The organism is Mycobacterium sp. NGS41 (assembly GCF_059812725.1).
This window is the reverse complement of the sequence record NZ_JCALDF010000011.1, coordinates 20,766-32,820: the sequence shown is the minus strand read 5'-3', so window position 1 is coordinate 32,820 and position 12,055 is coordinate 20,766. Positions and strand designations below refer to the sequence as shown.

The window sequence follows — 12,055 nt, the reverse complement described above, 5'->3', positions numbered from 1 at the left end:
AGACCGTCAACCGCGCGCCAGATAGCACCAAAACAGTTTGAGTCGCCCCCGGCCTGCTACGTCCACTGCCCGAATTGGGGTTTGAGTATTTCGTTGATGTCTACTCCGACACCACCGACCGACCGTTTGTCGATCTCGACCTGGTGCAGGTGCGCGGCCGGATGGGCATAGCCCTTGGGCGACCCCCAGTTGTGCTGCCAGAAGTAGGAGCCCACGCCGTCGCGCACCGCCCAGTCGATCGTTTTCGAGTTCGCGTATACGCCTGTGCGCTGGTGCCCGACTACCGACTCCCAGGCCCGCAGATACGGCAATACCTGCTGTTTGTACTGGTCATAGGACGGGTTGTCGTCGATCGAGGCATAGATCGGGGCGCTGGGCGGACCGCCGGCAGCTGCGTGCAACTGCATTCCGCGCTGGGCATGCTGCGCGCCTGCGCCGGCGCCGCCGAGCCAATCAGAGGTATTGCCCTTGCCGTACTGATAGCAGGAGACGATTTTCAGTCCGCTGGTGCTCAGGTCGCGCGCCTCCGCCACCTGGATCGGCTTGCCGAGCATCCAGGCGCCACCGGGCCGGCGATCGGACACGTACCGGATTGCGCCTACGGCACCGGCGGCCCTGATCTGCTGGGCGGGGATGACGCCGGCCGCGTAGTCCAACAGGGTGCCGAGTGAACTCGCCGACGTCGGTGCGGCGACTAGCGAGGCCCCCGCGACGCCCAGAGCTAGCAGACCCGGCGTCGCGGCCGCGAATTTAAGGACGTCACGCCGCGACACCGACACATGCCACAGGGTACGACAGATATATCAGCTGACACACTGGTCACAGCAGTCACATCTGCATCACAGTGCCACAACTATCTTCAGGACTACGTTTACACGCCCTCCAGTCGGGAATGGATCGCGCCGACCGCGCCCAGCGCGGCATAGGGGCCGGTCACCGCGATCAGGCTGAGCAGCGCGCGGACCCGGTGATCGCCGCGGTTGAGTTTTCTCAGCTCCATGAGCGCGTTGAGGTTGTCCAGTGTGTCGACCATCAGACCGATGCGTTGCCAACGCCGACGGTTGGCTTCGTCGCTGGTGAGATACCCGACACCGAGGCCCAGTGCACGGGCTCCGAAGACGCGGATCAGGTATTTCATCTCGGTGGACAGCGTGCTGTCTGGCACACCATTCATCCGGGTCTGCGACCGCGGGGACACGAATGCGGCCGTGCCCAGCGCAATCCTGCCGATGGCCGCGGCCGCAAAGGCGCGACGCAAGGCGGTGGGCTGGGGTGGCAAGTCCGGAGTAGTGCTGGGTGCGGTTGTCAGTGTTGTGCTCATGAACGCAGTCTCGGCCGCTGAGATAGTGATGTCGATTACCTGCGAGGTAGTGGTTCTAGGTTTTATCCGGCGATAGATTCGAAAAATGCCTGCGGGTACCGGGGTGCGCGAGTGGCGCACTCGCCGGCGGATGAGCCAAATGGATCTGGCACAACAGATCGGCGTTTCGCCGCGCCATCTCAGCTTTGTCGAGACCGGTCGATCCAACGCGAGTCGGGCGTTGCTCCTCCGCATCTGTGAGTCACTCGACCTCCCGTTGAACGCGCGCAACCGGCTGCTACTCGCTGGCGGCTATGCGCCCGCCTACGGCGAGCACCCCCTCGACGCCGAGAAGATGCGGCCGGTGAAGGCGGCCATTGACTCGGTGCTGGCCGGCCATTCTCCGTACCCGGCCGTCGCCACCGATGCCAGCTGGAACCTCATCGGCGCCAATGTGGGATGCGTCGTGCTGGTCGAAGGGCTGGACGACCGGGCTGCCGCCGAGCTGCTTAGTCCGCCGATCAACGTGATGCGCTTATGCCTGCACCCGCAAGGACTGTCGCAGCGATTGCTCAACCGCGCGGAGGTGCACTCCAGCATCCTGCGCCGGGTGCGCCGAACTGCCAACGCCACCGCGTCACCCGAAATCCAGCGTCTGCACCGGGAGCTCTCCGCGTATCCGGTGCCTCGGCCGGCCGAGTCGGGCGAATCCGTCGGCGACCTGTACGTACCGTTCCGGATGGCCACCGTTGACGGTGCCGAGTTGCACTTCGTCAACACCATCGCGACGTTTGGCAGCCCGCTCGACGTCGGGGTGGAAAACCTCGCCATGGAATCGTTCTTTCCGGCCGACACCGCGACCGCCGACTACCTGCGCCGGCTCGACGACGACCGCCTGCGCGCCTTCGTCGATCGATACCCGCAACTGCTCGGCTACATCGGTTCCCGGTGACTTACTTTCACTATAAAGTTAGTAAAGTTAGCGAGAAGTGCAGCAGGTCTTTCCGTGGACCACACGCGACTGCAAGGAATTTTCGATGGATCACGACCAGCTCATCGACCTGACCCGTCGTGCCGTAAAGCTGGCACGCGACAAGACGACCGACCTGGCGCCCAAGCAATACTCGGTGGACGCGCGGGAATACACCTCACTCGAGCGCCACGACCGCGACCGGGCCTTGCTGCTGTCCAGCCCGCAACTGGTCGGCTACGTCTCGGAGTTGCCCGGACCGGGCAGCTACTGCACAAAGACCGTGATGGGCCGGTCCATTCTGCTGACCAGAACATCGGACGGATCGGTCAAGGCATTCGACAATGTCTGCCTGCACCGACAGTCGCAGGTAGCCACCGGGTGCGGCACCGCGAAGCGGTTCACCTGCCCCTACCACGCATGGACCTACGACAACACCGGGCGGTTGGTCGGGGTGCCGGGGCGCGAAGGCTTCCCCGACGTGGCGCTGAAGTCCGACGGCCTGACCGAGCTACCGGCCGTCGAGTTCGCCGGATTCCTTTGGGTGGCACTGGATCCCGGCGCGACTCTGGATATTGCGGCGCATCTGGGCCCGCTGGCCGACGAGCTCGACTCGTGGGGCATCGGACGGTGGTCTCCGCTGGGCGAGAAGGTGCTCGATACCCCGATCAACTGGAAACTGGCCGTCGACACCTTCGCGGAGAACTACCACTTCGCTACCGTGCACCGGCAGACCTTCGCCACCATCGCCCGCAGCAACTGCACGGTTTTCGACTCGTACGGACCGCATCACCGGTTGATCTTCCCGCTCAACGGCATTCTCGACCTGGAAGACATCCCCGAGGAGCAGTGGGAGCCGTTCCGCAGCATGGTGGTGATCTACGCGCTGTTCCCCAACATCGTGTTGTCGGTGACGATCGCCAACGGCGAGCTGTTTCGGGTCTACCCCGGCGACCGGCCCGGTCGGTCGATCACCGTCCACCAGAACTCCACGCCGCTTGACCTATCCGACGAATCCGTGGCCGCCGGCGCTGCGGCCGTCTTCGAGTATGCGCATGCCACCGTGCGCGACGAGGACTACCGACTGGTCGCATCGTTGCAAGCCAACCTCGAGTCGGGCGCGCGCGAACAACTGGTGTTCGGGCGCAACGAGCCCGGGCTGCAGCATCGCCACATCACCTGGGAGCAGGCGATTTCCGGGGCGGCGTCAGCTGTCGGCTGACTGCGGTTCGGACAGCGCGGTGATCAGGTCGTCGAGAATGGTTGCAAGCTCGCGGTTTTCGGGCTGCGCCTTGGTTAACAGCGCAACTGCCTCGCTGCGGCATTCCGGACGGCCGGTGTCCACCAATGCCTTCACCTGATCCACCAAGGCCGGTAGGTCCGGCGCAGGAGGGTCGGTGTTCGTCGTGTTTTTCAGGGTCTTGTTCAGGGTCGTGGTCAGGGTCGTGGTCAGCACGTCGACGAGCTCCCAATCACGGTACAGCGCAAGCGATCGCTCGTTGAACGCGAAACCACTTACCGGCTGGCCCCACATGGTGCCGCGGTAGCGGTAGGGGCCTTCCATGTATTCGATCGGCAGGCCGTGAGCCGGCGCGGCCACCAGCGGCTCTCCGACGATATCCAATTCGAGTGTGGGACAGGTGATCCGGTGACGATCCGACAGATATCGAGCTTGAGCAGGCGGACGTAGCAGGGGCCGCACCGAATCAGGCCATTTGACGTAGCTGGTCACCTCGACGTCGATGTCTTCGGCGCACTGCGGCGCCATCGCGGGATCGGGAGAGCTCGTTGTGACACCCGTGAACGGTTGCAGCGCATTGCCATTCGTGCGGTCGAACTGCCGCCAGATGCTCAGGTCGACACCATTGTCGAAATTGATCGTTCGCCATTCATGCGACCTGGCCCGCGGCGCTCCCCCGCTGCCGCCGCCACCGGCGTACTTCGGAAACCACTGCCGGTCGACATGGCCGGCGGTGCCCGACACCTGTTCGGTCAACCCGCCCCAGCGCAGCGTTCCGGTCATCGCCATTCCGGTTTGGAAGTAGGAGTACGTGTCGGCCTGCCCGAAGCAGACGATCCTGCCGTTATACGTCGACGCGCCCACCGGTGTCGGCGCTCGCGTGGGCGTCACGGCCAGATCCAGCGCCATCGCCTTCCCGGTCTGGTTCTCACCAGTCAGGCTGACTTGGTAGGTGTAGGGCACCAAGTCGTCGTCGTCGGTACGGCGGGTGGTCCACGACGCGGTGCCGGCTCCGCTTCGGTATTCGAGGTCGAGGTACCCCGTGGCCATCGACAGCTTCTGCACCGCGCCCGGTTTCATATTGGCCGGCGGCATGTCGTAATCGGTATACGTGCCGTACTCGCCGGTGTCCAGGTCGAACAGGGCCAGCGTGTAGAAATCCGCGACCACCGTTCCGCCGGGCCGGTTCTTGTTGAAGATGGTCAGGAAGGCGAACGACCGGCCCGACTCGGCCGCCGCGAGTTGGCCGGCAATGAACCAGGTATCGGACTCCTGGTCAGGGTGTTCGCCTTCGGCGGCGGGAAAATCCAGCAGGCTGTCACCGGGCACCAGTTGGAACGGGTAGCTGCGCCAGTCGCCATCCATGTCAGGCCTCGCCCCTGTTGTTGCCGTTTGTGTAATCGCCGGACGGCCACCGGGCCAGGGCGCTTTTTTCGCTATGTTAGCATCAATAGCGAAATTAACGTCGCTGCTCCGAGGTGGATCCCCGATGACGGAAAGTCCCAGCCGGCGTTCATATCACGAACTGTTCATCGCGGGCCACTGGCGCAAACCCGCCAAGCCACGGCAACTCGCGGTCATCTCGCCGCACACCGAAGAGCCAATCGGCCAGGTGCAGGTGGCCGGGCCCGAAGATGTCGACACTGCCGTCGCTGCAGCACGATACGCGTTCGACCACGGGCCGTGGCCCCGGATGAGCGTCGCAGCGCGGATAGCCAAACTCGGAGAGCTGGCAGCCGTCTACGGCGGACACATCGATGAGATGGCCGACCTCATCACAGCGGAGATGGGTTCTCCGCGCAGCTTCAGCAGGCTCGGCCAAGCGGCCGGCGCGGCGTCGATGATGCACCTCACGCTGGCGGTCGCCCGCGACTTCCCGTGGGTGGAACGCCGCCGCGGCGTCCTCGGGGAAGCACACTTGCGCCGCGCACCGGTGGGTGTGGTCGGCGCGATCGTGCCGTGGAATGTGCCGCAATGCCTGATCATGCCCAAGCTGATTCCCGCACTCGTCGCCGGTTGCGCTGTCGTCCTCAAACCGGCTCCCGAAACACCTTTGGACGCTTTGTGGTTGGCCGAGATGATCGAACAGGTCGGCCTGCCCGAAGGCGTGGTGTCGGTGCTGCCCGGCGGGTCCGATGTCGGTGAGGCGCTGGTGTGTCACCCCGGTGTGGACAAGATTGCGTTCACCGGTTCCAGTGCCACCGGACGACGCATCGCCGCCCTCTGCGGCGAACGGCTGAAACGGGTGAGCCTGGAACTGGGCGGCAAGTCCGCGGCGATCATTCTTGACGACGCCGACATCGACAAGACCGTGGCCGGTCTGAAAACCGCCGCGCTGATGAACAACGGGCAGGCGTGCGTCGCCCAAACCCGCATCCTGGTCAGCGAACGGCGTCACGACGAAGTCGTCGATGCGCTCGCCGAGATGATGTCGGGCCTGCGCGTCGGAGATCCCGCCGATGAGGCGACCGACGTCGGACCCCTTGTCGCTCAACGGCAACAGCTGCGGGTCCAGGACTATGTCCGCTCCGGGCAGCAGCAAGGCGCCCGCATCGTCGTCGGCGGTGCGGACGATGCTGCCGAGCGCGGATGGTATGTGCGGCCGACGCTGTTCGCCGATGCGACCAACGACATGCACATCGCGCGAGAGGAGATATTCGGCCCGGTGCTGACCGTGCTGCGCTACCGCGACGAGGAAGACGCGATCCGGATCGCCAACGACAGTGACTATGGGCTGGCCGGTTCGGTGTGGACCGCCGACACCGCCCACGGCCTCGAGATAGCCGCCGGTGTGCGCACCGGAACCTACGGGATCAACATGTACATGCTCGATATCAGCAGCCCGTTCGGCGGCTTCAAGCAGTCGGGCATCGGGCGGGAGTTCGGCCCGGAAGGTCTCGACGAGTACGTCGAGCTGCAGTCGGTGGTATGCAATGGAAAGATGCCACCGCTCAAGGACGTTGGCGCAGCTGCAGGGTGAGCTCGACAGGGCAGCACAGTGCGCCGTGCTGATTGGTCACTGCGATCTGAATGTCGACAAGGTAGCCCGGCGGGTCAACCGATGTGTCACATCGCTTGGCGACCGCCCGGCCGCGGCCGAATATGGTGTCCCCGGCATAGACCGAACCGGCCAGCCGCATAGAGCGGCGCATCACGCGGCTGCCCGACCCTGCCCAGTCGGTCGCGACGCGGTCGGCGAATCCGGCGAGATGCATGGTGTTGACGTAGATGGTGGGGTTGCCCTGACCTCGTGCGTACGTGGGATCGAAATGACCTGGGAAATAGTCCCAAGTCGCTCCCGAGTTCTCCACCACCCGCTGGTAGCTGATCTCCTCGACCACCTCCGGGAGGTCGATGGGAACCTCGATCTCGTTCCAGTCCAGATCAACGCCGGTCACGACGGAGCCCCCGGCGTGAAGCGGAACAAGGTATTTCGGCACTTGGCTACCACGACGCGGTCCTGACGACGGTAGGTCTCCAGCGTCTCGACGAAGTGACCGACTCCCAGCCGGGTCCGCTTTTCCGGCGACACCGACACCAACTCCTCGACGACGGTGAGCACGTCGCCCTCGACGATTGGCTCGAAGAACTCAACGTCGTTGGCCGCGTTGATGAACGTGGTACCCGGCAATGGCACCCGCAGCACGAGAGAGGCCGCCGGGGGCCGGCCACCCGGCTCCCAAGGCGGAGGTATCAACCAGCCCATCAAAAGAGCCGGCGGAGCCAGCAAGCCCCCCCATGTCTGCCGGGCGTATTCGGCGTCCCAGTAGGAACGATTGCCGTCGCGAACCATCGAAGCGAACAGCTGAATGCGGGCGCCGCTGACCGCGGTTCGCGCGGTCCGCGGTTCGCTCGCCGCGCCGACCATGCGCAATGCGTCGTCATAGGTACCGATGGTGGGCTGATAGCCGACCCCGTCGCGGGAGTTCTGATCCACGTATCGGTGCCGCTTCACATGACGAGCGGCCGGCTGGGCACCGAATCCCAGGCGAGTACCCGCGAAGTGAAATACCAGCCGCCCCGCTCGTAGATCAGTTCGTCCCGGAAAGTTCCGGCGGCGCGCAGCGTGGTCTCGCCGTATGCCGCAGCGAAAAGTACTGCGACACAATGTTGGCTGGCATGCACACCGTCGACGTGGATCTCGTGATCGACGGTGACCAAACGCTGTCCGTCGCCGCCGTCGAAGGCCGAGCGCAGATCGGAGAACAACTCACCGTCCCGCGTGTAGCTGGCGCCGGAGTGACGGAACGTGGCAATCCAGCGTGCGCGGTCGCCCTCAGAGTAGGCCCGATTCTGGCGCGCATTCAGATCCAGGATGGCGCCGCGGCCGGTTGCGGCCTGGAGCATCTGCTGTTCCTGATAGCTCATGGTCATCTTTGCTCTCCAGACCTTAGTAACTTGGCTTACCGACTGACGACATAGCCCTGATTTTCCCGATCCCAGACACCCTGCTGCACACCTCGTTTCCGTAATAGATCCTTGCGTATCCGCCCGATGCCGTTCTTCGGAAGCTCATCGACGGTCTGGACGAATCGCGGCACGCAGAAGTACGGCATGCGGGCAGCGCAAAAGTCCAGCAGCTCTGCGTAATCCAGCTCGGCACCGGCGCGCACCGTCACCACCAGCAGAATGTCGTCCTCACCCAACTCACTGGGCACTCCGACCGCTGCCGCCTCGGCCACCGAGGGGTGGCGCATCACAACCGTTTCCACTTCGACCGAGGATATATTCTCGCCACGCCTGCGCAGCGAATCTTTGACGCGATCCACATACGTCATGTTTTGGTCGTCGTCCAGCTTGCCCAGGTCGCCGGTGCGAAACCACTCCGGGTGCGGTTCCACCCAAAGCTCCGGTGTGTCAGCCGGATTCACGTACCCTTCGCTCATCACATGCGGGTATCGGGCCCGGCAGGCGATCTCTCCTACCGTTCCGGCGGGCAGCGGGTTGCCGTCCGCGTCGACTATGCGCACCTCGAAATTCGGGGTCGGGCGACCCGATGTTCCCGGAACACCTTCGTCGGTAAGGTTTTTGACGGCGATCGGAAAGGCCTCAGTCAGGCCGTACATCGTGACGATCCGGCACCCGTAACGCTTTTCGATGTCGCGGTAGGAATGTGCGTCGATCGGCGCCGCCGAGATGAACCGCAACGGCAGCTGCGGGTCACGCGAGTCGGCGGGCAGGTTCTGCAGCATCGAAACCATCGCGCCCGCACCGGCGAAGCCAATGGCATCGTGGGCGCGCACATCGTCCCAGACAGTGGCGGGATGAAAAGCGCCGGCCAGCACGGTCGTACCGCCGACCAGCATGGGAGCCAGCACGCTGGGCGCCGCACTGAGATGAAACAGGGGCATCGCGGTCCACAGCACGTCTCCAGGCCCGAACTCCCAGGCCGAAGCGACGGTCGCCGCCACCGAAAACAAGTAGTGCCATGTGGTGGCAACGGCCTTCGACGGTCCGGTGGTGCCCGACGTGAAGAACAGCGCCCCAACCTCGCCGATCTCGGCGACGTGGTCCGGTGGGCGGCAATCTCGCACGCGTTCCAGTGCTTCCTCGAGCGAACCATCTTGCACCACAACGTCGGTCAGCGTGTCCAACTGGTCGGCGACCTCGTCGACACGGGAGCGCCGATCGGCGTCGGTGAGAATGATCTTCGCCTTTGACAATCGAAGGGTGTGCAGCAGGAAGTCACCCTTGTTGGCGGCATTCACCGCCGCGCTCACCGCGCCGATGCGGGCCGCGCCCAGCCAGAAGTAGACCCATGCCGGACAGGTGGTGGTGAACAGCGCCACACAGTCACCTCGGCCGACGCCCAGATCGGTCAGCAGGTTCGCCGCCGCGCAAGACCGTCGCCGCATCTGATCGAAGGTTACGTCGGTCCCGTCGATCGACATCATCACCCGGTCGGGATGCTGTTCGGCCCGCCGATCCAGTACCGCCGGCACGGTGAAGCGATCGACGCCGAAATCGGAGGGCCCCAAAGGCTCACTCCCTTGTGAGCGCATCAGCTTCCAGCGTCAGCCCTTGGCGGCGGCTGGGTCGGGCTCGCCTTCGGCGGTGTAACCGAAGTCGTTCGGCGCAGGTTGTGTGCCCGGGTAGAAACGGTGTGCCCAGCGGCGAAGTGCGGCGTAGTCGTGCGCCTCTTCGGGCGCCAGGTTCGGCTTTTCCAGGTACTTCATGTTCTCCCACGTGAAGAAGTCTTGCTTGATGACCTCTTGCTGCAGGGCCAGGAACTTGGCGGCACGGTCGGTCGGCACGTCGCCGGTGTCGCCGGGCTCGCGAATCGAAGCCTGCGTGTAGAAGTAGTCGGTGTAGTCCTCGTCGACCGGCGTCTGTCCGGTGACCTGGACGGTCGCCACCAGCTCGCTCGGGAAGCGGACGACGCCCAGCCCCAGCGAGTAGTTGTCGTAGATGATCTTGGCGTCGACCGGCCCGTTCGGGGTCAACCAGGTCTGCGCCCGGCCACCGCCGAAATGCGCGTTGACGGTGGCGTGCAGGTGATAGCCAGAGACTTCGAACGACGCGGTGCTCGCCGGGTTGGCGGCCTTGTGCACGTACTGGACGTGGTACGGGTCGGCGGCGTTCTCGATGATCATCTGCGCGTGCACCTTGACCCGGTTGAGCATCCGGGTGTGCGGGTGCAGCGGGTAGTACTCGCCGGTCTCCAGCTCGGGTAGCACCGGCGGTTGCCAGTAGGGCGCCCGGCCGTGACGTTCGTGCCACACCAGGATGAACCCGTACCACTCGACGGCCGGGTAGGTGCGGATGCGGACGTTGTTCTTGCAGCCGATCTTGCTGTACGGGATCAGCGCGTTGGTGCCGTCGCCGCGCCATCGCCAGCCATGCCAGGGGCAGACGATGTTCTCGCCTTCCACGGTGCCGCCCACGCCGAGGTTGGCGCCGAGGTGCTGACAGTAGGCGTCGAGCGCGTGCACCTCGCCGGACGCGGTGCGAAACAGCACGAGTTCCTCACCGAAGTAGTGCGCCCGTTTGACCTGACCCGGGGCCAGGTCGGAGGCGAAGGCGACGATGAACCACCCCGTCGGGAATCGGTATTTCGACAGGGCGATGCCGGCCGAACCGAACTCCTGTTCCGACGGGTCTTCAGCTGATTCTGAAGCCGGGTCTGAAATCGTATGCGTCACGAGCACTCCGTTTTCCACACGGCCGAGGGCACTTGGCCGAACATTCCTGGACCGCCCTTGACACCGCGGTTCGACGACTAGGTCTATTTTTACTATCTTAAGCATTGAACGTCAACGCGGGCCCCGGACGGGGCACGGTCGGAGCGAGGTTGGCCATGACAGCTGTCACAGTGGATCTTTCTGATTTCGCCTTGTGGCGCAATGGGTTTCCAGACGAGCTGTTCGCCGAACTGCGCCGCACCCAGCCCATTTTCCGGCATGAGCTCACGCCCGGCGTCACTCGACTCTTTTCGGGAGCCGTCAGTCGCGAGTTCTGGGTGACGACCAAGCACCAGCACGCGGTGCGCGTGCATCGTGACGTCGACTCCTTCACCGCAGTCGACGGCCCGCTCATCCAGCCGGCCGACTTGTTTTCGTCGTACCCGACGATCATCAACATGGATCCGCCGGGACTGAACAAGCGTCGCAAGCTCATCTCGAGCGCTTTCAATCCGCGGGCGATCGCCAAGCTGGAGGCCGGAATCCGGGCGCGCGCCGCGCGGCTGATCGACGACCTGCTGGCCAAGGGCGGCGGCGACTGGATCGAAGACGTGGCGGATGCACTGCCGATGACGGTGATCGGCGACATCATCGGCATACCCGACGAGGACCGGCCGCGGATATTCGACTCCTTGGACCGCATCCTCAAAGCCCGCTCGCCCGAGTCGCGGCTGAGCCGGGAGGAGGAAGCCGCTCTGTACCCCACGATCTTCGGGTACGCGATGGAGCTCACCGCCGAGAAGCGGCGCAACCCCGCCGACGACATCTGGAGCACGCTGGCGACCGCGGTCATCACCGGTGAGGACGGGGAAGAGTTCGAGCTGCCCGCCAACGAACTCGAGTTCTTTTTCTTCGTGCTGGCCTTCGCCGGCAGCGACACCACCAAGAACGCGCTGGCCATCGGGATACAAGCGTTCGTCGCGAATCCCGAACAGATCGAACGCTATCGGGAGCGGGAAGAACTACGGCCAACCGCCGTTGAGGAGGTGCTGCGCTGGGCGTCACCGGTGGCGTACTGGACGCGTACCGCCAAGGTCGATATCGAGATGGACGGCGTGCACATCCCCGCCGGCGACCGGGTGGTGTCGATGCTGCGGTCGGCCAACCGCGACGAAGAAGTCTTCGAGTCGCCGTTTACCTTCGACATCGGCCGGCAGCCCAACCCGCACGTGGCCTTCGGCGGCGGCGGCCCTCACCACTGCCTGGGCGCCATGCTGGCGCGGGCCGAACTTCGCGCGGTGTTCGACGAGTTGCTGCTGCGCTGCGATGACATTGCTCTGGGGGCGGCCAAAGTGGCTTATCCAAACCTGACCACCAACATGTCGATCTATGACGAGATGGCGGTATCGCTTACCGCCCGCTGA

12 protein-coding genes are annotated in these 12,055 nt (G+C 64.6%); 4 read left to right on the top strand and 8 right to left on the bottom strand.

The window, feature by feature from the left end:
* Positions 1–56: 56 nt before the first annotated feature.
* Both AC5Y21_RS12605 and AC5Y21_RS12600 read right to left on the bottom strand, forming a co-directional pair.
* Positions 57–779, bottom strand: coding sequence for a DUF1906 domain-containing protein (locus AC5Y21_RS12605; RefSeq protein WP_499912734.1), 723 nt, complete (start codon positions 777–779; stop codon positions 57–59).
* Positions 780–871: 92 nt separating this feature from the next.
* A complete protein-coding gene (locus AC5Y21_RS12600; protein ID WP_499912732.1) occupies positions 872–1,321 on the bottom strand; it encodes a hypothetical protein in 450 nt (149 codons plus the stop codon).
* 85 nt (positions 1,322–1,406) lie between these two features.
* Between AC5Y21_RS12600 and AC5Y21_RS12595 the strand changes: the two genes are divergently transcribed.
* Positions 1,407–2,252: an MmyB family transcriptional regulator gene (locus tag AC5Y21_RS12595; RefSeq protein WP_499912730.1), complete on the top strand. Its 846-nt coding sequence runs from the start codon at positions 1,407–1,409 to the stop codon at positions 2,250–2,252.
* A gap of 85 nt (positions 2,253–2,337) precedes the next feature.
* Positions 2,338–3,492, top strand: a complete 1,155-nt coding sequence (locus AC5Y21_RS12590) for an aromatic ring-hydroxylating oxygenase subunit alpha (RefSeq protein ID WP_499912728.1) — start codon at positions 2,338–2,340, stop codon at positions 3,490–3,492.
* Here AC5Y21_RS12590 and AC5Y21_RS12585 read toward each other — a convergent pair.
* Positions 3,478–4,875 carry a lipocalin-like domain-containing protein gene (locus AC5Y21_RS12585; protein WP_499912726.1) on the bottom strand — a complete coding sequence of 466 codons (1,398 nt, stop codon included), beginning with the start codon at positions 4,873–4,875 and terminating at the stop codon, positions 3,478–3,480. The genes AC5Y21_RS12590 and AC5Y21_RS12585 overlap by 15 nt on opposite strands.
* A gap of 124 nt (positions 4,876–4,999) precedes the next feature.
* Between AC5Y21_RS12585 and AC5Y21_RS12580 the strand changes: the two genes are divergently transcribed.
* Complete coding sequence (locus AC5Y21_RS12580; protein ID WP_499912724.1) at positions 5,000–6,490, top strand: aldehyde dehydrogenase; 1,491 nt, start codon at positions 5,000–5,002, stop codon at positions 6,488–6,490.
* Here AC5Y21_RS12580 and AC5Y21_RS12575 read toward each other — a convergent pair.
* The 5 genes from AC5Y21_RS12575 to AC5Y21_RS12555 form a co-directional block, all read right to left on the bottom strand.
* Entirely contained in the window at positions 6,462–6,908 is a 447-nt protein-coding gene (locus AC5Y21_RS12575; RefSeq protein WP_499912722.1) for a MaoC/PaaZ C-terminal domain-containing protein, read from the bottom strand. The two genes, AC5Y21_RS12580 and AC5Y21_RS12575, sit on opposite strands and share 29 nt — an antisense overlap.
* Positions 6,905–7,378, bottom strand: coding sequence for an FAS1-like dehydratase domain-containing protein (locus AC5Y21_RS12570; RefSeq protein ID WP_499912881.1), 474 nt, complete (start codon positions 7,376–7,378; stop codon positions 6,905–6,907). The genes AC5Y21_RS12575 and AC5Y21_RS12570 overlap by 4 nt, the downstream gene beginning before the upstream one ends.
* Before the next feature lie 83 nt (positions 7,379–7,461).
* Positions 7,462–7,884 carry a nuclear transport factor 2 family protein gene (locus AC5Y21_RS12565; RefSeq protein WP_499912720.1) on the bottom strand — a complete coding sequence of 141 codons (423 nt, stop codon included), beginning with the start codon at positions 7,882–7,884 and terminating at the stop codon, positions 7,462–7,464.
* A gap of 29 nt (positions 7,885–7,913) precedes the next feature.
* Positions 7,914–9,512 (bottom strand): AMP-binding protein, encoded by a 1,599-nt coding sequence (locus AC5Y21_RS12560; RefSeq protein WP_499912718.1) that lies wholly within the window; start codon positions 9,510–9,512, stop codon positions 7,914–7,916.
* A gap of 12 nt (positions 9,513–9,524) precedes the next feature.
* Entirely contained in the window at positions 9,525–10,652 is a 1,128-nt protein-coding gene (locus tag AC5Y21_RS12555) for a Rieske 2Fe-2S domain-containing protein (RefSeq protein ID WP_499912716.1), read from the bottom strand.
* A 104-nt stretch (positions 10,653–10,756) separates the two neighbouring features.
* Between AC5Y21_RS12555 and AC5Y21_RS12550 the strand changes: the two genes are divergently transcribed.
* Positions 10,757–12,055, top strand: coding sequence for a cytochrome P450 (locus AC5Y21_RS12550; RefSeq protein WP_499912714.1), 1,299 nt, complete (start codon positions 10,757–10,759; stop codon positions 12,053–12,055).

What these genes read in the sequence shown, in the direction of transcription:
- AC5Y21_RS12570 (WP_499912881.1), bottom strand. Translation starts at nt 7,378, where the DNA reads ATGGTCGGCGCGGCGAGCGAACCGCGGACCGCGCGAACCGCGGTCAGC.
- AC5Y21_RS12585 (WP_499912726.1), bottom strand. Translation starts at nt 4,875, where the DNA reads ATGGATGGCGACTGGCGCAGCTACCCGTTCCAACTGGTGCCCGGTGAC.
- AC5Y21_RS12580 (WP_499912724.1), top strand. Translation starts at nt 5,000, where the DNA reads ATGACGGAAAGTCCCAGCCGGCGTTCATATCACGAACTGTTCATCGCG.
- AC5Y21_RS12560 (WP_499912718.1), bottom strand. Translation starts at nt 9,512, where the DNA reads ATGCGCTCACAAGGGAGTGAGCCTTTGGGGCCCTCCGATTTCGGCGTC.
- AC5Y21_RS12590 (WP_499912728.1), top strand. Translation starts at nt 2,338, where the DNA reads ATGGATCACGACCAGCTCATCGACCTGACCCGTCGTGCCGTAAAGCTG.
- AC5Y21_RS12595 (WP_499912730.1), top strand. Translation starts at nt 1,407, where the DNA reads ATGCCTGCGGGTACCGGGGTGCGCGAGTGGCGCACTCGCCGGCGGATG.
- AC5Y21_RS12600 (WP_499912732.1), bottom strand. Translation starts at nt 1,321, where the DNA reads ATGAGCACAACACTGACAACCGCACCCAGCACTACTCCGGACTTGCCA.
- AC5Y21_RS12565 (WP_499912720.1), bottom strand. Translation starts at nt 7,884, where the DNA reads ATGACCATGAGCTATCAGGAACAGCAGATGCTCCAGGCCGCAACCGGC.